Raw genomic sequence first — 20,401 nt, forward strand, 5'->3', positions numbered from 1 at the left:
AGTGCTCAACTTCATCTACTACCCGGTGTCCTTCATCCTGTGGTGTTGGCACTGGGTGTTCGGCCACGTCTTCGGCGAGGCGAGCGGGTTCGCATGGGCGCTGTCCGTGGTGTTCCTCGTCTTCACGCTGCGTGCGCTGCTCTTCAAGCCGTTCGTCGGCCAGGTGCGGTCGATGCGCAAGATGCAGGAGTTCGCCCCCGAGCTCCAGAAGATCAAGAAGAAGTACGCGAACGACCGCCAGCGCCAGGCGCAGGAGATGCAGAAGCTCCAGTCCGAGCACGGGGTCAACCCGCTCGGCGGCTGCCTGCCGATGCTCGTGCAGATCCCGGTGTTCATCGGTCTGTTCCACGTGCTGCGCTCGTTCAAGCCCGGCTGGGGCGAGGTGTACTTCTTCGACGCCCAGGGCGTCGAGTCGTTCGTCAACGCGAAGCTGTTCGGCGCGAACCTGTCGACGTTCATCACGATGCCGGCCGAGGAGCTCGCGAACTTCGCGACCGACCGCAACGCGGTCCTGTTCGTCGCGGTCCCGCTGATGATCGTCGCCTCGATCGCCACGCACTTCACCGCGCGGCACTCGGTGGCCCGGCAGACGCAGGTGGCGGCGGAGAACCCGCAGACCGCCATCATGAACAAGCTGACGCTGTACATCTTCCCGCTGGGCGTCCTGGTCGGTGGCTTCTTCTTCCCGATCGCGATCCTGCTCTACTGGCTGAGCAACAACGCCTGGACGCTGGCGCAGCAGTACGTCGTGTACCACCGCATCGACCGCGAGGAAGCGGAGAAGAAGGAAGTCGCGACCCAGCAGCGCCAGGCGCTCGCCCCGAAGCCGGGCATGAAGCCGAAGCCCGGCGCGAAGCCCGTCCCGGGCGTGAAGCCCGCCGCCGGTGCGAAGCCCACGAGCGGTGCGAAGCCGGCCGGTGCGAAGCCGGCGGCCGGTACCCGGCCCGCCGCCAAGAAGCAGGACACGCCGCCGGCCGACTCGGCCGAGGTCGAGGAGTCGACCGCGAACGGCAGCTCGTCCACCGAGATTCCCGGTCTGAGCCCAGACCGATCCCCAGGCAAGAAGCAGGGCAACAAGAGGCGTCGTTGACCCTGGAGAGGAGACATCGTGTCGGAGACGTTGCAGGCGACCGACGTGGACGTGCCCGAGGCCGAGGCCCCGCAGGCGCGGTCGGGGAGTTCGGAGGACCTGCTCGTCCAAGAGGGCGACATCGCGGGTGACTACCTGGAGCGGCTGCTCGACCTGCTCGACTACGACGGTGACATCGACCTCGACGTCGAGGCGGGTCGGGCGATCGTCAGCATCGACGGCGGTGACGACCTGGAGAAGCTGGTCGGCCCGCGCGGCACCGTGCTGGAGTCGCTCCAAGAGCTCACCCGGCTGGCCGTGCAGCAGGAGACCGGCGTGCGCAGCCGGCTCATGCTGGACGTCGCGGGGTGGCGCGCCGGGCGTCGGGCCGAGCTGGCCGAGCTCGGCAAGTCGACCGCCGAGAAGGTGGTCGCCAGCGGGGAGAAGGTGCGGCTGCACCCGATGACCCCGTTCGAGCGCAAGGTCGTGCACGACGCCGTCGCGACGGTGGCGGGCGTGCACAGCGAGAGCGAGGGCGAGGAGCCGCAGCGCCGAGTCGTGGTGCTGCCCAAGTCCTGAAGCGGTACGCGGAGCGGCCCCCGGTTTCACGTGAAACCGGGGGCCGCTTTGTCGTGTCGGTGCCGGCCGGGGTGCGGGTCGCGGGACTGTGTCTCTTCGGTCAACCACTTCCCAGCACCGAGTTTCACGTGAAACGGTCCGAGGATGACTGAGATCGTCCGGAAGCTCCGGGTTGCGGCTTACGCAGTGATCATCGAGGACGACCGCATCCTGCTCTCCCGGTGGCTCGGGCCGGAGCGCCCGCGATGGATTCTGCCCGGCGGCGGGATCGACCACGGGGAGGACCCGTACGACGCCGTGATCCGCGAGGTGTTCGAGGAGACCGGGTACCGGGCCGAGGTACACCGGTTGCTCGGCATCCAGAGCGTGCGGGGACCGCTCAACCTCGACGGCGCTGATCTGGACTACCACCGCCTCCGCATCCTGTACGAGGCGAAGGTGGTCGGGGGCGAGTTGACCTACGAGGTCGGCGGTTCGACGGACCAGGCGGCCTGGGTGCCGCTCGCCGAGCTGCCCGATCTGGACCACGTCGAGTCGGTGGACGTCGGGCTGGAGATGTACTGGAAGCGCCCGGTAGACGGCCGACCCGCCGACCTGGGGTGACCGCTCCCCTGTTTCACGTGGAACGCCGTCGTGCTGATCACGTCGATTTGGCGTGTCGGCGGGGTGATCCGTCATAGTGTCGTCGGCACATTCGAGGGCGTTCCCCGCCCCCTGGCCGCCCCCATCAATCCACCGGCTACAGCACCGCCGTGTGGTTTCACGTGAAACGACGGAGACATGGCCGTAGCTCTGGAGGACCGCGCGAAGCGGGTTTTCGGTGACCACTACCCCAAGGCAGTCGCCTTCTGGAACCTGCTCGTCGAGCACGGGGTCGAGCGCGGACTCATCGGCCCCCGCGAGGTCGACCGCCTCTGGGAGCGTCACATCCTGAATTCGGCGGTCGTTGCGGAGTTGCTTCCCCCAGGTTGTCGTGTGGTGGACGTAGGCTCGGGCGCGGGCTTGCCGGGCATCCCCCTGGCGATTGCCCGCCCCGACCTCACCCTCACGCTCTTGGAGCCCATGGCCCGTCGGGTGGCGTGGCTGACCGAGGTGGTCGACGCGCTGGAGCTCAAGACCGAGGTGGTCCGGGGACGGGCCGAGGAGGCGGCGGTGCGGGAACGGCTGGGCGGCAGCGACGTCGTGACGGCCCGCGCCGTGGCTCCGCTCGAACGGCTCACCCAGTGGTGCCTGCCGCTCGTTCGGCCGGGCGGGCGGCTGGTCGCTCTCAAGGGCGAGAGCGCCGCAGAGGAAGTGGACCGCGACGCCGAGGCGGTGCGGCGGGCCGGCGGCATCCGGCCCCGGGTCGTCACGTGTGGCAGTGATGTCCTGGAACTGCCGACCACCGTCGTGCTGGTGGAGCGCGACGAGCAGGCGAGCCGCCGTGACGGCGCGCGTCGCAAGAGGAAGGATCGGTGACCGTGTACCCCGACCCCCTGCACCCGGTGTTCCACGCGGCTGGTGTTTCACGTGAAACCGGAACAGCGGGTGCGGTGGGCGCGGGTGAAGTGCTCCGTCCCGACACCGCCCGGAGTGTCAGCGGACCGATTTCCAACGGCTCGGACGACAACGCAGGAGACAGCACCGTGTGGACCCCCATCGCGGAGGAAGCAGCGCGCGCTACCCGTGTTCTGCACCCCGACTCCTCCCAACTCCCCCGCCCCAGCCACCGCCGCGTCCTCACCGTGGCGAACCAGAAGGGCGGCGTGGGCAAGACGACGAGCACGGTGAACGTGGCCGCCGCGCTCGCCATCCACGGACTCAAGGTCCTCGTGATCGACCTCGACCCGCAGGGCAACGCGAGCACCGCGCTGTCCGTGGAGCACCGTTCCGGCACCCCCTCCGTGTACGAGGTGCTGATCGGTGAGATGTCGGTCGCCGAAGCCGCTCAGGTCAGCCCCACCTCCCCCAACCTCTACTGCGTGCCCGCCACGATCGACCTGGCGGGCGCGGAGATCGAACTCGTCTCGATGGTCGCCCGCGAGTCGCGCCTCAAGGAGGCGTTGAGCCCCGAGGCGCTGGACCCGATCCGCCCCGACTACGTGTTCATCGACTGCCCGCCGTCGCTGGGCCTGCTCACGGTCAACGCGATGGTCGCGGCCCAGGAGGTGCTCATCCCGATCCAGTGCGAGTACTACGCGCTGGAGGGCCTGGGGCAGCTCCTGCGGAACATCGAGCTCGTCCAGGCGCACCTCAACCCGACGCTGCTCGTCAGCACGATCCTGCTGACGATGTACGACGGGAGGACGAAACTCGCCGACCAGGTCACCAGCGAGGTCCGCGGGCACTTCGGCGATACGGTCCTCAGGACGGTGATTCCGCGCAGCGTGAAGGTGTCGGAAGCACCCGGATTCGGTCAGACGGTGCTCACCTACGACCCCGGGTCGCGGGGCGCGATGAGCTACTTGGACGCGGCACGCGAGATCGCCGAATACGGCGCGGAGATGGGGTCGGCATGACGGAGCAGCGCAAGGGTGGGTTGGGCCGCGGGCTCGCGGCCCTCATCCCGAGCGGTCCACCGGTTGGTGCACCGACACCGGCCAGGGTTGCCCTGAACGGGAACGGCACCACCCCTGCGCCCTCCCCCGCCGACGCCACGCCGTCGGGCGAGGTCGCCGGCGCGGTGTACCAGGAGCTGCCGGTCACCTCGATCCGCACGAACCCGAAGCAGCCGCGACTGGTGTTCGACGAGGACGCGCTCCGCGAGCTGGAGCACTCCATCCGCGAGTTCGGGCTCATGCAGCCGATCGTGGTGCGCGCGACCGGGCCGGACACGTACGAACTGGTGATGGGTGAGCGCCGCTGGCGGGCCACCCAGTTGGCCGGGCTCAAGACGATCCCGGCGATCGTCCGGCACACCGCCGACGACGTGATGCTGCGGGACGCGCTGCTGGAGAACATCCACCGGGTGCAGCTCAACCCGTTGGAAGAGGCGGCGGCGTACCAGCAGTTGTTGCAGGAGTTCGACGTCACGCACGAGGAGCTCGCCGACCGGATCGGCCGCAGCCGGCCGGTCGTGACCAACACGATCCGGCTGCTGAAGCTCCCCCTCCCCGTGCAGCGGCGGGTGGCGGCGGGCGTGCTGTCGGCGGGTCACGCGCGGGCGCTGCTCGGCCTGGAGGACCCGGGCGTCCAGGAGGAGTTGGCGACGCGGATCGTGGCCGAGGGCATGTCGGTGCGGGCCACCGAGGAAGCGGTGACCCTGGCGAAGTCGGCCGAGCCCGCGAAGGCGAAGCAGACCCGGCGCAAGCCGATCCAGGCACCGGGGTTGCAGGAGCTCGCGGAGCGGCTGTCCGACAACTTCGACACGCGGGTGAAGGTCGAGTTGGGTCAGCGAAAGGGCCGGATCGTGGTCGAATTCGGGTCCGTTGACGATCTTGAGCGGATCATCCAGCTCATGTCGCCAGAAGAGACAAATCGGACACGTACGTCGGACGTGTGATCACCCACGGCCCTTATGTCACGGTGACGATAACGGCCCGCATCCAATCGGATACGGGCCGTTACCTCATTGCTGAGCAATGTTTACCGTGAAACAGCGCGTTCGACGAGCCCCGCGTAGATCTCCCCCAGAGACGCGCCGGCCGCCTCAACCGCCATCGGCAACAGCGAGGTCTCGGTCAAGCCGGGCGAGACGTTCACTTCGAGGAAGTGGACCGTGCCGTCCGGCGCGACGATCGCGTCCGTCCGCGACACGTCGCGCAGACCGAGCAGCCGGTGCGCGGCCACGGCGAGCTCGCCGACCGCCTGGCTCGACTTGTCGTCCAACCGCGCCGGCGCGTGGAAGTCGGTGAGGCCGGCGGTGTACCGGGCGGTGTAGTCGTAGATGCCGTTCTCCGGCACGATCTCGACCGGCGGCAGGGCGTACGGTCCGTCGGGCCCGTCCACGACCGCCACGGCCACCTCGACGCCCGCCACGTACCGCTCGGCCAGCACCGTGTCGCCGTACGCCAGGCACCCGACCATCGCGGCGGGCAGGTCCGCCGCCTCGTGCACCACCTGAGCGCCCAGCGCCGACCCGCCCTGGTCCGGCTTGAGCATCAGCGGTAGGCCGAACTGCTCGACCATCGCGTCGAGCACCGGCTTCGCGCCGAGCTCCCGGAAGGTCGCGTGCGGCAGCACCGCCCAGTCCGGCGTGGCCAACCCGGCGCGCGCGATCTCGCCCTTGGCGGTCGGCTTGTCCCACGCCCGTCGGCACGCCCGCGAGTCCGTGCCGACGAACGGCACCCCGACGAGTTCCAGGATCGTCTGCACCGACCCGTTCTCGCCCTCGCCGCCGTGCAGCGCGACGACGACGGCGTCCGGCCGGTGCTCGCGCAGCCGGGTCAGCAGGTGGGCGTCGGCGTCCCACTCCTCCACGACCAGACCCGTCGAGCGCAGCGCGGCGGACAGCCGGCGACCGGATCGGAGGCTCACCTCGCGCTCGTGCGACAGACCTCCGGACAGCACGGCGACCCAGCGGTCAGACAACGTTCTTCTCCTGCGGTGTGGAGCCCGGCGGTGCCGAGCTCAAGCGGCGTCGGGCTCGGCGGGTCAGGCTCGGTGGGTCGGACTCGGCGGGTCGGACTCAGGCGGTGTCGGGCGAGGGGGTCTGCGGCCCGGAGACCGCACGCGCGGCGGTGGGGCCGAACGTCTCGCGCAACTCCAGCTCGTCCTTGATCACGTTCGCGAGCCGGCGCACGCCCTCGCGGATGCGCTCCGGCGTCGGGTAGCAGTACGAGATGCGCAACTGGCGGCTGCCCAGGCCGTCCGCGTAGAAGCCGGTGCCGGACGCGTACGCCACGCGCTGGGTGATCGCCCGGGGCAGCATCGCCTTGGTGTCGATCCCCTCCGGGACGGTCAGCCACACGTAGAACCCGCCGTTCGGCTTGTTCCACGTGGAACCGACCGGCATGTGCTGCTCCAGCGCCGAGATGGCCGCGTCCCGACGTTCCCGGTACGCCTCCCGGTAGGTCTTGACCTGGCCCTTCCAGTCGTGCGTCGACAGGTAGCGCGACACGATGAGCTGGTTGAGGGTCGGCGGGCACAGCGTGGCCGACTCGGCGGCCAGGACGAGCTTCTCGCGCACGGCGTGCGGCGCGAGCACCCAGCCCACCCGCAGCCCCGCCGCGAACGTCTTGGAGAACGACCCGAGGTACACGACGTTGTCCGGGTCGGTGGACCGCAGCGCGGGGTACGTGACGCCGTCGAAGCCGAGCAGCCCGTACGGGTTGTCCTCGACCACGAGAATCCCGTGCCGCCGGCAGATCTCCAGCACCTCGGCCCGGCGCTGCACGGCCAGCGTCACGCCGGCCGGGTTGTGGAAGTTCGGGATCGTGTAGAGGAACTTGACCCGCTGACCGGCCTTCTCGACCGCCAAGACCGCCTCCTGGAGCGCGGCGGGCACCAGGCCGTCCGCGTCCATCGCCACGTGCACGACCTGTGCCTGGTAGGCCGCGAACGACCCGAGCGCGCCGACGTAGGAGGGTCCCTCGGCCAGCACGACGTCACCGGGGTCGCAGAAGATCCGGGTGACCATGTCCAGGCCCATCTGGGAACCCACGGTGACCACGACGTCGTCCGGGTGGGCGTTGATGCCCTCCAGCGCCATCACGTCGCAGATCTGCTCGCGCAGCTCGGGCACGCCGTGCGCGGAGCCGTACTGGAGCGCGACCAGGCCGTCCTGGGCGATCAGGTCGCCGACCTCGGCGGCCAGCGAGTCGAGCGGAAGTGCCGCCAGGTGGGGCATCCCCCCCGCCAGGGACACCACCTCGGGTCGGCTCGCCACCGCGAACAGCGCCCGGATCTCCGATGCCGTCATCCCCGCCGTGCGCGCCGCGTACCGGCGCAGGTGGGGGTCGAGGCTTCTGGCACCCTGTTTGGCGGGCTGTCCGGGCAGGTTCACGGGGAACTCCGACGAGGTAGTGGTTACCGGCGGGTTTGTTCCTGGCTGAGTGTAACCGCCGTCCCGTTAGGGGCATCCGTCTTCCAGACCGGGGTCACATCCGCCTATCCTCGTAGGGATCGCATTTCGGGGGCTTGGGGAGGTCGGGGTGTCGCGACGCATCGTGGGCGTCACTCTGGACAACCTGGAGCACCTGTCCAAGCACAGCCGGACGTGTGTGTTCTGGGAACTCGCGCCGCACCTCAAGGAGCAGGCCGAGGAGTACGGCGACACGGAGTTCGAGAAGGAGGCCTGGGTCTCCAGCGTCCTGCTCGAATGGGGCTCCTGCGGTCGGATCATCTACCTCGACGGCATCCCGGCCGGTTCGGTGTTCTACGCGCCGCCGGCGGCCGTGCCCAGGTCGCTGGCCTTCCCCACCTCCCCCGCCAGCCCCGACGCGGTGCTGCTGACCGGGCTGGAGGTGCTGCCGGAGTTCCGCGGCGGCGGGCTCGGGCGCGTGCTGGTGCAGACCGTGGCGAAGGACCTGACCAGGCGCGGCGTGAAGGCCGTCGAGGTCTTCGCGGACAACCAGCCGTCCGACGACGAGCGCTCCTGCGTGATACCGGCCGACTTCCTGCTCCAGGTGGGCTTCAAGACCGTCCGCCCGCACCCCAAGTGGCCCCGGCTGCGGCTGGAGCTGCGCACCGCGTCGTCGTGGAAGGAAGACGTCGAGGCGGCGCTGGAGAAGCTGCTGGGCACGGTGTCCGTGTCGACGGCGACCGCGACCGCCGAGCCGAGCTTCCGCCCCGTCTAGCCCGGTCCAGGGCGGTCCAGCCCGGTCCAGGGCGATTCAGCGCTGGTTCAGCGCGGTCTGGCGCGGTGACCCCGGTCGGAACCGGTGGCCAAGGCCGCCGGAGGTGTGCCGTCCGGTGGGTGCCGGGGAGCGGTGGTGCCCGGTCTTCCCTCCCTGGGAGGTGCCGGTCGGGTAACGCGGTGCGACACCCGTCCGGTGATCGGATTACCTTGACCGCGTGCTGTACGCGATCCTCGCCGTGATGACGGCCGTGTTATTCGTCCTGGGCGTGCGTCGTGACCGCCGTCGCGTGGCCAACGCCGTCTGGCTCGGCCTGACCCTGGTGTTCTCCCTGCTCTGGCTGGTGTCGCGGGACGACCTGCCGGAGTGGCTGGACCACGTCATCGGGTACGCCTTCGTGATCGCGCTGCTCGGCTCCGGGCTCGTGCTGCCGGTCGTGCTGATCATCAACGGCGTGGTGATGCTGCGGCGTGAGGGGCGGGCCCTGGGCAACCTGCTGTCGCTGCTCACCGGCCTGGCGATCATCACGCTGGCGGGGGTGTTCATCTTCGCCGTGGCCGACGACCGGACGTGGGTGCACGCGGTCGTCGGCTCGCTGGTGATCACCGCCGCGTACGTCGCGTTCCTGTTCGTCAGCCTGCTGCTGTACTCGATCATCTACGGCAAGACCGGCCGCCGGACCGGCTTCGACGCGGTGATCGTGCTCGGCGCGGGCCTGATGGGCGACCGCGTGCCTCCCCTGCTGGCCGGCCGGCTCGACCGCGCGACCAGGGTCTACCACCGCGAGGTGACGGCGGGGCACGCGCCGGTGATCGTCGTCTCCGGGGGCCGGGGTGCCGACGAGGAGACGTCCGAGGCGGTGGCGATGCGCGGGTACCTGCTGGACCGCGGGGTGCCCGACGACGTGATCGTGCTGGAGGACCGGGCCACGACGACCGAGGAGAACTTGAGGTACAGCAAGGCCCTGCTCGAAGAACGCGGCCACACCGGCCGGACGGTCGCGGTCACCAACAACTACCACGTGTTCCGCACCGCCGTACTCGCCCGCCGCCTGCGGATGAGGACCGAGGTCATCGGCTCGCGCACGGCGTGGTACTTCTGGCCCAGCGCGTTCCTGCGCGAGTTCGTGGCCATCCTGGCGAGGAGGCCGATCCCGCACGTGCTGGTGTGCGGCCTCCTGGTGGGCCTCTACCTGTTCCTGGTGCTGGCCTAGCCGGGCGGTGGGTTCTTCGAGTCCTGGACGGCCCTGCGCAAGCCGCGCCGAGGCGATCCCACCAGTCCCGCGCTAACGCTGCCGCTGCGGCAGGGAGCCGTAGCGGCAGGGCGGACGGCACCCGTTCGTCCTCGGTGCGGTGCACCAGCCGGATCTTCGCTCCTCGTACGCCGAGATCGGCCAGGCGGAGCACGGCCAACGCCTGGTCGCGGTCCTCCCGCGTCGGCTGGCCGGATGACCTCCGCCCCCCGAGCGCCTTCGACCACCTGTCCGCCGCAGGTTGATCCGGGTGCGGGTGGTGCGGAGGTTCCGCACCCGGATCACGACCGCGTGCTGTGGTGGCGCGGTCCGATCGGCTACCGGGCCTGCCCGGTGGTCAGCTCGTGCCTCATCAGGTCGTCCAGGGTGAACGTGCCCGTCGGCTGGTCGTCCTTGCCGAGCAGGTACAACCTCTTCACCGCGACCAGGATGCCCTCGGCCACGACGTCGCGGAACGACGGGTTCGCGAGCCTCGCCCGGTCGCCCGGGTTGGTCAGGTAGCCCACCTCGACGCGCACGGCGGTGCACTTCGTCATCCGCAGCATGTCCCACGTCTTCGGGTGGGTGCCGCAGTCGCGCATCCCCGTCCGCGCCACTAGTTCGCGCTGGATGAAGCCCGCCAGGCCCTCGCCGACCGTGGACGACGTGCCGTTGCCCGTGCCGAAGTGGAAGCTCGCGATGCCCGCCGCCACGGCCGACGGGTTCGCGTCGCTGTGCAGCGACAGGATCAGGTCCGCGCCCGCCTCGTTGGCGAACTTCGCCCGGCTGCCCTCGTCCGGGCAGTGGTGGGGGCCCCGGGTGAGCAGGGCTTCCATGCCGGTCGCGGCCATCTTGCCTTCGAGCAGCCTGGCCAGGTCGAACATCACCTCGGCCTCGGACACGCCGTCGACCACGACACCGCGGTCCTCGCCGCCGTGACCCGGGTCGATGACGATCCGCTTGCCGGACAGCCTGGGGCCGGACTTGCGCACCCGCTCCTGCTCGCGCAGGAACACCGGCCTGCCGCCCCGCACCTTGGGCTGGAGCTGCCGCAGCGCCCGCACCGTGTCCGGACCGCACATCCCGTCGATGACGAGCCCGTAGTCGCGCTGGAAGCTCCTCAGCGCCTGTTCGGTCTGCTGGCCGAACTCGCCGTTCGCGCGCCCGGCGTCGTAACCCAGCTCCAGCAGGCGTTCCTGGAGCGCGGACACGTCGTCGCCGGTCACCGGTTGGGCCATGAGGAACGCCAGTGGGCGGTCGCCCAGGCGGAACGTGGCGTCGCGCAGCGCGCGGTACGTGGCCGGGCCGACGATGCCGTCGGTGATGAGACCCCGCTGCTGCTGGAACGCGCGCACGGCGTGCTCGACCGGGAGGTCGAACACCTGCGACGGCTGCGGATCGGACAGCAACCCGAGCCCGGTCAGCGTGGCCCTGACCTCGGCGACGTCCGGACCGAAATCCCCGCGGCGGAGTAGCGGCATGTACCCCTCGTTCGCTATGGCACCGACATCCGTCGATGCGCCGGTTGACGTCTCATTGTGCCTTGCCTGAACGGATGACCCACGTTGGGCTACTGGGAGTGGCCGCCCCCACGAAAAAGCGCGACCCGTCCGTCTTTGGTTTGACGGACGGGTCACGCTCCGGGTTGCCTCAGGACAGGACGTCGGAGAGGTCGTTGAGCAGCGCCGCCTTCGGCTTCGCACCCACGATCTGCTTCACCGGCTTGCCGCCCTGGAACAGGATCATGGTCGGCACCGACATGATCTGGTAGTCCCGCGCGATCGACGGGTTGGCGTCGATGTCGAGCTTCGCCACGGTGATCTTCTCGGCGTGCTCGGCCGCGATCTCCTCCAGCACCGGCGCGACCATCTTGCACGGGCCGCACCAGGTCGCCCAGAAGTCGACCAGGACCGGCTTCTCGCTCTGGAGCACGTTCTCCAGGAACGTGTCCTTCGTCACCGGCACGGTGGCGCCTGCCATGTTGCTCTCCTCTGTCGGAACGGGTGCTAGCTGGTGGTGACGGGCTCGCTGTAGCCGCCGCCGACGTGCTCCGAGGACAACGCGGCCTCGGGGTTGCCGTGCTCGGCGAGCCAGCGCTCCGCGTCGATCGCGGCGGAGCAGCCCGAGCCGGCGGCGGTGATCGCCTGCCGGTACGTGTGGTCCACCAGGTCTCCGGCGGCGAACACGCCGGGGACGTCGGTGTACGTGGTCTGGCCCGCGACCTTGACGTAGCCGGCGTCGTCCACGTCGACCTGGCCGCGCACGAGCTCGCTGCGCGGGTCGTGGCCGATGGCGACGAAGAAGCCGGTGAACGGGTGCTCGCTGATCTCACCCGTCCGGGTGTCCTTGACCTTCACGCCGGACACCGTGCCCTGGCCGACCACCTCGGTGACCTCGGCGTTGAGCAGCCACTTGATCTTCTCGTTGCTGCGCGCGCGCTCCAGCATGATCCGGGACGACCGGAACTCCTCACGGCGGTGGATGATCGTCACCGACCGGGCGAACCGGGTCAGGAAGGTCGCTTCCTCCATCGCCGAGTCGCCGCCGCCGACCACCGCGATGTCCTGGTCGCGGAAGAAGAAGCCGTCGCACGTCGCGCACGCCGACACACCCCGGCCCAGCAGCTCCTGCTCACCGGGGACGTGCAGGTAGCGGGCCGCCGCACCCATGGCGAGCACCACGGTCCGGGCCGCGTAGCGGGTGCCGTTGGCGGTGACGTACTTGACGTCGCCCGCCAGCTCCACCGACTCCACGTCCTCGGCGCGCAGTTCCGCGCCGAACCGCTTGGCCTGCTCCCGCATCTGCTCCATGAGGTCGGGGCCCATGATGCCGTCCCGGAAGCCGGGGTAGTTCTCGACTTCGGTCGTGGTCATCAGCGCGCCGCCGTACTGCGAGCCCTCGAACACCAGTGGTTCGAGCTGCGCGCGCGCCGCGTAGACCGCGGCGGTGTACCCGGCGGGCCCCGATCCCACGACGATCAGGTTCCGAACGTCCGACACCCTCGACCTCCGTTAGTCGTGACAGGCATGGCCTGCACTGCCTTCAACGGATCGTAGGGGGCACTGATTCCTCATCGGACGGGTGAGGTGGACTACTACGGGGTGATGCTGCTCTTCGCGAGCACCCCGTTGGGGTTGTCCGGACCACACGTCTCGGGGTCGAGCACCACGATCTGGAACGCCCCGGGCTTGCCACCGGGGAGGATCGCCATCACGGCGTCCCGCCCGTCGAGGGTGATCGGGCTGACGCCGAGCGGCTTCGAGCCGACGATGTCCCCGCCTCGGAGGCACCCCGCGAGCTTGTCCTGGTTCTCCAGCGGGCCGTAGTTCTGCGCCTTGAGCACGTCGCCGAACACCGGGCCGAAGTCGTTGCCCTTGACCGCGAGCGGGGCCCCGTCGCCCGGGGCCGGCCTGGTCGACGGGCTGGTCGGCAGCGCCACCTGGTCGCCGGGCGGTGGTGCGACGGTGTCGCCCTGCGTCGAGACGACCACGACGCCCACGCCCACGGCCGCCGCCGCGAGCAGCCCCGCACCCCAGCCGAGCTGCTTCTTGCGACGCTTGGCGGCCAGGTCGACCACCGGCGCGACGGGGCGGGCCTCCGCTGCCAGCGCGGCGTCGATCCGGTCCGCCACCTGTCGCGGCATCGGGATCGGCGGCAGGTTGTGCAGGTCGTCGAGCGTGGCGTCGAGCGCGGCCAGGACCGCCTGGGCCTCGGGGTCCTCGGCCACCGCCGACCGCAGCTCGGCTTCGCTACCGGGGTCCAGGACCCCGGCGTGCAGATCGGCCAGCAGGTCGACGGACCACGGCGGCCCGGAGCGCCGCACATTGCCGGTCATCGTTCCTCCAACTGACGTCCCTGTTGCACCTGCACATCGGTCACTGGGACGTTCGCATCTGCACTTTGGTTCCGGAGGTGCCCCAGAACTTTGGCCAGCTTCGCCCGGCCGCGAGCGCACCGCGATTTGACGGTGCCCTCCGCGATCCCCAGGAGCTGGGCCGTTTCCGCCACCGAGTAGCCCTCGACGTCGACCAGCACGATCGGGGCGCGCTGCTCCTCCGGGAGCTCCGCGAGCGCCGCTTGCACGACCAGCCGGGTCTCCCGCTCGGCCATCGCGTCGCGCGGGGCCACCGGCTCGCCGGGCCCGGCCTCGGGCAGCGGCACGGTGGGTCGGGTCTGCCGTCTGCGCATCCGGTCCAGGCAGGCGTTGACCACTATTCGGTGCAGCCAGGTGGTGACCTGCGACTCGGCCCGGAAGCTCGCGGCGGCCCGGAAGGCGGAGATGAACGCCTCCTGCAACGCGTCGGCGGCCTCCTCCGGGTCCCGCAGCGTGCGCAGCGCGACCGCCCACATCCGGTCTCGGTGCCGTTTCACCAGCTCCGAGAACGCGTGCGGGTCGCCCGCGGCATGCGCCGCGATGAGGTCTGCGTCCGAGCTGGCTGCGGCGGTCACAGGTCAGAGGGTATCGGCCCTCGTCCGTGTTGCTCCGATCACCCGTTCAGTGCAGTGCCGGACGCGGTGGTCTCCGGGGCGGCGTCCGGGGTGGTCCCCGGGGCGTCCGCCTCGGCGGCCCGGCGCAGCCGCAGCCGCCGGTAGCCGACCGCCCACACCACGATCGCCGCGCCGGCCAGCGACAGCAGCGCGCCCCGCACCCAGGGCAGCGACTCGCCGCCCACGGTCAGCACGGACACCGCCAGCAGCAGCGCGGCGAGCGGCAGGTGCGCGGTGGTGCGCTTCGGGGGCATCGGGGTTCCTCTCGCGGCCGGGCTACTGGGCCCGCGTGTAGACCAGCTCGGCGATCTCGGACCTGTTGTTGCGCCCGCTGCCGCCCAGCTTGGTGATCCACACCAGCACGTGCTGGGTCGCGTCCTGCTCGTCGAGCTGGATCTGGGTCTGCCCGGCCGACAGGGTGGCCACCGCGATGACCTTGGTCTCCTCCAGCGGCGCGCCGTCCGACGCGGCCACCCGGATCTCCACCACGGTCCCCTCGCTCGGCGACGTCACCGCGACCGACGCCAGCTTCACCGGCTCGGCGAAGCTCGACATCAGCCCGATCCCCGGCTTGAGCGACGGGAACGGCTCGAAGTAGTTCTCGGTCTGCCAGACCGTCGTCGGGTTGTTGTCCACCGCCCGGTTCGCCCGGTTCGCGTTGTCCGGCTGGTTCGTCACGTCGTAGACGCCCACGGACCCCGGCTGCACCGGCCCGGCGGGTGCCGGGGGCGGCGGCGGTGCCGGCTCGCCGGAACCCGGCGGGGTGGACTGGCCGATCACCACGGTCGGGCCGCCGTTCCCGGCGGGGGCGTCGCTGAAGAAGTTCACGATCTGGAAGCCCAGCCACACCACCACGGCCAGCGTGGCGATGGCCAGCACGGCCACGCTGATCAGCAGCTTGCGCTTGTGGTCCTTGCCGCGCGGCGGGCGCTGGGTGGTCCACACCGCGCCGTCGTCGCCCGGCTCGGGCACCGGTTCGATCAGCGCGGTCTGCGCCTCGGACTCGGAGATCTGGTCCAGCACCTGGAGGATCGCCGCCGACGTGCGGATGCCGCCCACGCTGGTGTCCTCCAGCGAGCGCACCGCCACCGACGACAGCTCGTGCGGCACGTACGGGTGCAGCGCGCTCGGCGCGACCACCGCCCCGTCCGGTCCCGTCGGGGCCACCGGCACGTCCTCCGGACCGCCGGGCAGCGCCCACCGACCGGTGAGCAGCAGGTACAGGATCGCGCCCAGGCCCTTCACGTCGTCCCGGGCGATCGCGTCCGGCCGGGGGCCGGGGAACGCCAGCCGCAGCCGGCCGTCCGAGGTCACCCGGATGCGCTGCGGGTGGTCCGCGCCGAGCACCAGGCCCGCGTGGTGCGCGCCCTCGATGGCCGCGCCCAGCGGCCCCAGCAGCTTGGTCGCCGCGCCGGCGGGCAGCGGACCTTCGGCGACCAGGTCCATCAGGTCGGTGCCGCGCGTCCACTCGGCCACGACCATGCCGAGGATGCCCTCGTCGAACCGGATTCCGGTGCCGGGGGTGAGCACGTCGATCACCCGGGCCACGCCCGGGTGGGTGAAGCTCGCGGCGTGCATCGCGCGCTCGACGGTCCGCTTGGCGCGGGCCAGCGCGGTGTGGTCGGTCGGGTTGCCCACCAGGATGGTCAGCGCCACGTCCCGGTTGAGCTGGCCGTCGCGACCGCGCCACAGGTGCGCGGCGCACCGCTGGTCGACACCCGACTGGGCGAGCAGCCGGTAGCGGCCGTCGCCGATCACCCCGCCGGGTACCAGCGAGGTGTTCTGGATCGGGCCGCTGCTCACGCGCCCGAGGGTACGGGAATCGGTCGGAAGGGCGCGGTCATCGCCGCCGCACCAGTCGGATGATCTTGTTCGTCACCGGTTTCACCTCGGGTACCCGGAACACGGCCAGCAGCGCGAAGCTCAGCGGCAACCCCACGATCGTGAGGACCACCAACTCCACCCACGCGGTGACCACCGGGCCTTCGGTTCCCAGCAGGTGCACGGCGAGCCGCGCCGCGCCCGCCGCCACTCCGAAACCGACCGCCGACGCCACCACGGTCAGGCAGATCGTCCACGCGGTGTACCCCGTGCGCAGCCGACCCAACCTGATCCGCAGCCACACCTGGCCGACCAGGCAGCCGACCACGAAGCTCAGCGACATCGCGATGGACACGCCCACCGCGAGCTTCTCGCGCGGCGCGAACTCCAGGAACCCGTACAGCAGCGTGATCCGGACCACGACGATGATCCCCTGGATCAACGTCGGCGTGCGCGCGTCCTTCAACGCGTAGAACACCCGTAGCTGGAGCAGCGTGATCGCGTACGGCACCAGGCCGAACGCGGACAGCGCCAGCGCCATGCCCACCCGCTCGCCGCCGGCGATGCCGGACGCGCCGTGCGAGAAGATCGCCAGCCCGATCGGGAGGCCCGCGACGGTCATCAACGCGCTGAACGGCATCAGCAGGATCGCCGACATCCGGTTGCCGAACGACAGGTCGCCCACGAGCGCGTCCACGTCGGCGGCGGCGGCGGCACGGGCCATCTTCGGCATCAACGCCGTCAGCAGCGAGACGCCCAGCACGCCGTAAGGCACCTGTGCGACGAGCCACTGGAAGTTGTACGCGGTCAGCGCGCCCTCGGCGTTCAGCGCGACCCGGGTCAGGATCGCCATGCTGGCGATGCCGAACCCGACGTAGAGCAGCACCCAGAACGCGAGGCCGCCGAACTCGGCCAGCCGCCGGTCCCAGCCCCACCGCCAGCGGAACCGGAAGCCGGTGCGCTTCATCGCGGGCAGCAGCACGGCCGCCTGCACGCCCACGCCCAGCACCGTGCCCAGGCCCAGCACCACCAGCTTCGGCTCGCCCATGCGCACCGGGTCGAGCGTGATCTCCCCCGGCATCAGCCAGTACACGACCAGCGTCAGGATCATCACCAGGTTGTTCAGCACGGGTGCCCAGGTGGGCAGGCCGAACACGTTGCGGGTGTTGAGGATCGCGCCGAGCAGCGCCGACAGGCCGTAGAACACGATGCCGGGCAGCACCAGGTAGGCGAACGCGGTGACCAGCTCCGGGTTGGCCTGGTCCGAGTCCTTGGTGAACATCGCGGTGAGCAGCGGCGCGCAGGCCACCGCGATCACCGTGCCGACGCCCAGCAGGACCGCCGACATGGTGATCAGCCACTGCGCGTAGGACTCGCCGCGGTCCGCGTCCTCCTTCTCGGCGCGCACCAGCAGCGGGATCGCGACGCTGGTCAGCACGCCGCCCAGGAGCAGCTCGTTGATCATCGTCGGCAGCGTGGTGGCGGCCTGGTAGGAGTCGTTGAGCATGCCCGAGCCGATGATGGTGATCAGCATCAGCTTGGACAGCAGCCCGGACGCGCGGCTGACGATCGTGGCGATGGCCATCGAGCCGGAGGCCCGTGCCACCGAGGGGGGCTTCGCCTGCTCGGCCACCGTGGGTGTTCCGCTCAACTCGTGCTCGACTTCTCCGGCGTGACGCCGGCGGCGTCGTTCGGCACCGCTGACGCGGCGGCCCGCGAGGCCCGCGCCCGCCGGTAGATGCGCCGGGCGGACAGCAGGACCAGCAGAGCGCCGGCGAGGACGGTGATGACGATGGTGATGGTCCCGTACGCGGAGGAGGACACCTCCAGGCGGGCCCGGTCACCGAGCTCCACGCCGTCCGGCGTGGTCAACCGGACGTGCACCGGGAACCGGCCGGACCGCTGCACCTCGACCGGCACGGTGAGCTGCCGGTCGCCGCCCGCCGGCAGCAGCTGGTCCGGGAGCTGCTGGGTGACGATGCCCGGGGTCTCCTCGACCACGATCCGGACCGTGATCCGCACGTCCAACCGGTTGCGGATGGTCACCGGGATGGGGCTGTCGCCGGACGCGAGCAGGATCAGGCTGTTCGGCTCGGTCACCGACACCTTGCCGCGCAGGCCGGAGAGCTGCTCGTCGGCGACGGCCAGCGCGGTGCGCGCGCCCGTCTCGTTGCCCCGCCACGCGCCGGACACCGACCGCAGCAGGCTCAGCCGCAGCGGCGCGACCAGCTCGTCCGGCTTGGTGGACTCGCGGTCCTGCTGGCTCATCGCCTTGAGCAGCTCCTGGAGCTGCCGCCAGGACTCGGCCACCTCGGCGGTCACCGCGGGCGGCACCTCCTGCGCGCCCGACTCGACCGGGTAGCTCAGCGCCGCGGTCTGCTCGGCCGGCGAGCCGACCAGCGCCTGGAGCCCGACCGGGGTGGCGAACCCGGAGGCGACCAGGCCCTTCGTGGTTTGCAGGAACGTGTTGACCTCGCCGGTCGGCGCGTTCCACCGGCGCGGCGGGCTGATCACGACGTTCTGCCCGGCGGCCTGGAAGCCGGTCCGGTAGGCGAGCGCGGCGAGCGCGTTCTGGACCGACACCGGGCGGGTCTCGGTCGGCGTGGTGATGCCGCCGGCCAGGGAGCGGGGCACCGCCGCGCCGCGCAGCGCGTCGGACACCATGCCGTCGATCCGGACGGCGGTGATCGGCTTGCCGCCCGCGTCGAGGGTGACCGGGCCGCTGCCCGGCGTGCCCGCGACCGCGGACTGGTCGACCACCAGGGACGTGACGCCCTGCGCGGCCAGGTCGGTGAGCGCCTGCTGGTCCAGCACGCCGTCCTCCGGCCACGCCAGGCCGGGCAGCGCCCGCACCTCCAGCACGTCGTGCACCTCGTCCGCGCCCTTGGCCGCCAGCGCGACCAGGTCGGTCAGCCGGGCCCGGGACAGCGCGACCAGGTCGGCGTCCGCGTCGGGCAGCGCCACCACGCACCGGCCGCCGGCCAGCAGCCGGAGCTGGGCCAGCCACAGCTCGGCCTCGTTGCGGCCCTTGCCCGCCCCCCGACCCTGGACCTGGTAGCCCTTGCCCATGGCCTGCACGGTGCGCAGCAGGTCCGGGTCGACGGCCAGGCACACGCCGCCGCCCAGCGGGCCCTCCAGGGCCGACTCGTAGGCCTTGAGCAGCCCGTACAGCCGACCGCCGAGGGCCAGCGAGGAGGCCAGCTCGTCGTCGGCGAGGACCGGTTCGAGGCCGTCGGACACCATCCGGGGCCGGTCGGCCAGCGGCCACAGCACGGTGATCTTCGCGGGGTTCGCCGGGACGGGCAGGGCGTCGCCGCCCGGCACCGCGAGCACCGGGAGCAGGGTGCTCAGCGCGGCCAGCCGGGCGCGGTAGCCGCGCTCCAGGCTGCCGTTGATGTTGGCCAGCACCGGGTAGACGCCGGGCTGGTCGATGCGCAGCGAGGTGTTCTCCGGGCCGCGCACCGGCACGGTCAGGCTGAAGGGCTTGCTCTGGCCCATCTTCAGCTCGTCCGCGATCCGGGTGAACCACGGTTGCACGGACTCCGCGTCGGTGGGTTCCCGCAACGCCTGCCGGACGGCCTCCTCGCTGGTCAGCGCTTCACCGCGCTCCAGCCGGAGTTCCAGGTCGGCGATGTCGCGGTCACCGACGTTGACGATCTTGCCGGTGATCGTGACCGAGTCGGTGCCGGCGGTGACCAGCCGGGGCGACAGGTCCTCGATGTCCAGCCGCAGCAGCGGTTGCGCCGTGCTGCCGGGTTGGTAGGAGGCCGGGCGGGTGGCCCACACCTGGGTGGCGGGCGCGGGCTTCACCGGAATCCGGCCGCCGTCCGCCGGAGCGGCGATCGCGGTCGAGCCGGCGACCCCGGGTGAGCCGACGACGAGGATTCCAGCCGTCGCGAGCACGGCCAGCAGCCGTTTCACGCGTACTCCGCTCCATCCACGTTGGCGTCGGCCAGGTCGAGCCCGGCCGGGGCTGAATCGAGCAGCTCGACGGCCCGGCGCACCAGACGTCGCTCGTCCGCGTAGGCGAGTCGCTCGTCCAGTTCGCCAAGGGGCACCCACGCCACCTCGGTGACCTCCACGTCTTCGTCGGATAGCTCGCCGCCCAGCGCTTCGAGGAGGAAGTGGTGGACGGTCTTGTGCACCCTGCGGTCCTCGGCGACGAACCAGTAGTCGATCGAGCCGAGGGGCCGGAGCACCCTGCTATGGATACCGGTCTCCTCGGCGACCTCGCGCACCGCGGTCTGCTCCGCCGTCTCGCCGGCCTCGATGTGACCCTTGGGCAGTGACCAGAGCAGCCTGCCACGCCGGTCCAGCCGGCCGATGATCGCGGCGGCCCGGTGGAGGTCGTCCAGCACGAGCCCGCCCGCCGAGGTCTCGTCCACCGTCCTCAGGCGGCGGCCTCGGCGTCGGTTCCGGCGCCTCGGCTTGGGACCGCCGGAGCGACCGGACGAGTGGGGCATGGTCCTGATGGTAGTGGTGAGCGGTGATCACAGG

20 protein-coding genes are annotated in these 20,401 nt (G+C 71.1%); 8 read left to right on the forward strand and 12 right to left on the reverse strand.

Annotation, left to right across the window (positions count from 1 at the left end; translation table 11 throughout):
• Position 1: 1 nt before the first annotated feature.
• The 6 genes from yidC (at position 2) to AB0G01_RS04210 (ending at position 5,129) form a co-directional block, all read left to right on the forward strand.
• Positions 2-1,090, forward strand: coding sequence for a membrane protein insertase YidC (gene yidC / locus AB0G01_RS04185; protein ID WP_360939469.1), 1,089 nt, complete (start codon positions 2-4; stop codon positions 1,088-1,090).
• 18 nt (positions 1,091-1,108) lie between these two features.
• Positions 1,109-1,648: a R3H domain-containing nucleic acid-binding protein gene (locus tag AB0G01_RS04190; protein WP_360939471.1), complete on the forward strand. Its 540-nt coding sequence runs from the start codon at positions 1,109-1,111 to the stop codon at positions 1,646-1,648.
• Between the two features lie 144 nt (positions 1,649-1,792).
• Positions 1,793-2,251, forward strand: a complete 459-nt coding sequence (locus AB0G01_RS04195) for an NUDIX hydrolase (protein ID WP_360939473.1) — start codon at positions 1,793-1,795, stop codon at positions 2,249-2,251.
• Between the two features lie 177 nt (positions 2,252-2,428).
• Positions 2,429-3,106, forward strand: a complete 678-nt coding sequence (rsmG, locus tag AB0G01_RS04200; RefSeq protein ID WP_360939475.1) for a 16S rRNA (guanine(527)-N(7))-methyltransferase RsmG — start codon at positions 2,429-2,431, stop codon at positions 3,104-3,106.
• Between the two features lie 128 nt (positions 3,107-3,234).
• Entirely contained in the window at positions 3,235-4,146 is a 912-nt protein-coding gene (locus AB0G01_RS04205) for a ParA family protein (protein WP_360939868.1), read from the forward strand.
• Entirely contained in the window at positions 4,143-5,129 is a 987-nt protein-coding gene (locus tag AB0G01_RS04210) for a ParB/RepB/Spo0J family partition protein (RefSeq protein ID WP_360939477.1), read from the forward strand. Before AB0G01_RS04205 ends, AB0G01_RS04210 begins: the two co-directional genes overlap by 4 nt.
• An 83-nt stretch (positions 5,130-5,212) precedes the next feature.
• Here AB0G01_RS04210 and AB0G01_RS04215 read toward each other — a convergent pair whose 3' ends face one another.
• Positions 5,213-6,157 carry a D-alanine--D-alanine ligase gene (locus AB0G01_RS04215; protein ID WP_360939479.1) on the reverse strand — a complete coding sequence of 315 codons (945 nt, stop codon included), beginning with the start codon at positions 6,155-6,157 and terminating at the stop codon, positions 5,213-5,215.
• A 97-nt stretch (positions 6,158-6,254) separates the two neighbouring features.
• The gene (locus AB0G01_RS04220; protein ID WP_360939481.1) at positions 6,255-7,571 is read right to left on the reverse strand and encodes a PLP-dependent aminotransferase family protein; all 1,317 of its coding nucleotides are present in this window, start codon (positions 7,569-7,571) and stop codon (positions 6,255-6,257) included.
• A gap of 148 nt (positions 7,572-7,719) precedes the next feature.
• On the opposite strand from AB0G01_RS04220, the gene AB0G01_RS04225 reads away from it, so the two are divergent.
• Together AB0G01_RS04225 and AB0G01_RS04230 are read left to right on the forward strand one after the other, a co-directional pair.
• Positions 7,720-8,364 carry a GNAT family N-acetyltransferase gene (locus AB0G01_RS04225; RefSeq protein ID WP_360939483.1) on the forward strand — a complete coding sequence of 215 codons (645 nt, stop codon included), beginning with the start codon at positions 7,720-7,722 and terminating at the stop codon, positions 8,362-8,364.
• A 217-nt stretch (positions 8,365-8,581) separates the two neighbouring features.
• Positions 8,582-9,577 carry an ElyC/SanA/YdcF family protein gene (locus AB0G01_RS04230; protein WP_360939485.1) on the forward strand — a complete coding sequence of 332 codons (996 nt, stop codon included), beginning with the start codon at positions 8,582-8,584 and terminating at the stop codon, positions 9,575-9,577.
• A 356-nt stretch (positions 9,578-9,933) separates the two neighbouring features.
• Here AB0G01_RS04230 and AB0G01_RS04235 read toward each other — a convergent pair whose 3' ends face one another.
• The 10 genes from AB0G01_RS04235 to AB0G01_RS04280 form a co-directional block, all read right to left on the reverse strand.
• The gene (locus tag AB0G01_RS04235; protein ID WP_360939487.1) at positions 9,934-11,076 is read right to left on the reverse strand and encodes an N-acetylmuramoyl-L-alanine amidase; all 1,143 of its coding nucleotides are present in this window, start codon (positions 11,074-11,076) and stop codon (positions 9,934-9,936) included.
• Positions 11,077-11,245: 169 nt separating this feature from the next.
• On the reverse strand, positions 11,246-11,575 hold the full coding sequence (trxA, locus tag AB0G01_RS04240) for a thioredoxin (RefSeq protein ID WP_360939489.1): 330 nt from the start codon (positions 11,573-11,575) through the stop codon (positions 11,246-11,248).
• A gap of 26 nt (positions 11,576-11,601) precedes the next feature.
• Positions 11,602-12,594, reverse strand: coding sequence for a thioredoxin-disulfide reductase (trxB, locus tag AB0G01_RS04245; RefSeq protein ID WP_360939491.1), 993 nt, complete (start codon positions 12,592-12,594; stop codon positions 11,602-11,604).
• A 95-nt stretch (positions 12,595-12,689) separates the two neighbouring features.
• Positions 12,690-13,430: a hypothetical protein gene (locus AB0G01_RS04250; protein WP_360939493.1), complete on the reverse strand. Its 741-nt coding sequence runs from the start codon at positions 13,428-13,430 to the stop codon at positions 12,690-12,692.
• Positions 13,427-14,044, reverse strand: a complete 618-nt coding sequence (gene sigM, locus AB0G01_RS04255; RefSeq protein ID WP_015105846.1) for an RNA polymerase sigma factor SigM — start codon at positions 14,042-14,044, stop codon at positions 13,427-13,429. Before sigM ends, AB0G01_RS04250 begins: the two co-directional genes overlap by 4 nt.
• 38 nt (positions 14,045-14,082) lie before the next feature.
• On the reverse strand, positions 14,083-14,337 hold the full coding sequence (locus AB0G01_RS04260) for a hypothetical protein (protein WP_360939495.1): 255 nt from the start codon (positions 14,335-14,337) through the stop codon (positions 14,083-14,085).
• Between the two features lie 22 nt (positions 14,338-14,359).
• On the reverse strand, positions 14,360-15,886 hold the full coding sequence (locus AB0G01_RS04265) for a protein kinase family protein (RefSeq protein WP_360939497.1): 1,527 nt from the start codon (positions 15,884-15,886) through the stop codon (positions 14,360-14,362).
• A gap of 37 nt (positions 15,887-15,923) precedes the next feature.
• Positions 15,924-17,555 (reverse strand): murein biosynthesis integral membrane protein MurJ, encoded by a 1,632-nt coding sequence (gene murJ, locus AB0G01_RS04270; RefSeq protein WP_360939499.1) that lies wholly within the window; start codon positions 17,553-17,555, stop codon positions 15,924-15,926.
• Entirely contained in the window at positions 17,552-19,825 is a 2,274-nt protein-coding gene (locus AB0G01_RS04275; RefSeq protein WP_360939501.1) for a DUF6049 family protein, read from the reverse strand. The genes murJ and AB0G01_RS04275 overlap by 4 nt, the downstream gene beginning before the upstream one ends.
• Complete coding sequence (locus tag AB0G01_RS04280; protein WP_360939503.1) at positions 19,822-20,367, reverse strand: NUDIX hydrolase; 546 nt, start codon at positions 20,365-20,367, stop codon at positions 19,822-19,824. Before AB0G01_RS04280 ends, AB0G01_RS04275 begins: the two co-directional genes overlap by 4 nt.
• Positions 20,368-20,401 lie beyond the last annotated feature (34 nt).

This window comes from Actinosynnema sp. NPDC023587 (genome assembly GCF_040640215.1).
In the GTDB taxonomy this organism is placed as follows: domain Bacteria; phylum Actinomycetota; class Actinomycetes; order Mycobacteriales; family Pseudonocardiaceae; genus Actinosynnema.

What these genes read in the sequence shown, in the direction of transcription:
- AB0G01_RS04280 (WP_360939503.1), bottom strand. Translation starts at nt 20,367, where the DNA reads ATGCCCCACTCGTCCGGTCGCTCCGGCGGTCCCAAGCCGAGGCGCCGG.
- trxA (WP_360939489.1), bottom strand. Translation starts at nt 11,575, where the DNA reads ATGGCAGGCGCCACCGTGCCGGTGACGAAGGACACGTTCCTGGAGAAC.
- AB0G01_RS04210 (WP_360939477.1), top strand. Translation starts at nt 4,143, where the DNA reads ATGACGGAGCAGCGCAAGGGTGGGTTGGGCCGCGGGCTCGCGGCCCTC.
- AB0G01_RS04195 (WP_360939473.1), top strand. Translation starts at nt 1,793, where the DNA reads ATGACTGAGATCGTCCGGAAGCTCCGGGTTGCGGCTTACGCAGTGATC.
- AB0G01_RS04235 (WP_360939487.1), bottom strand. Translation starts at nt 11,076, where the DNA reads ATGCCGCTACTCCGCCGCGGGGATTTCGGTCCGGACGTCGCCGAGGTC.
- rsmG (WP_360939475.1), top strand. Translation starts at nt 2,429, where the DNA reads ATGGCCGTAGCTCTGGAGGACCGCGCGAAGCGGGTTTTCGGTGACCAC.
- AB0G01_RS04260 (WP_360939495.1), bottom strand. Translation starts at nt 14,337, where the DNA reads ATGCCCCCGAAGCGCACCACCGCGCACCTGCCGCTCGCCGCGCTGCTG.
- AB0G01_RS04250 (WP_360939493.1), bottom strand. Translation starts at nt 13,430, where the DNA reads ATGACCGGCAATGTGCGGCGCTCCGGGCCGCCGTGGTCCGTCGACCTG.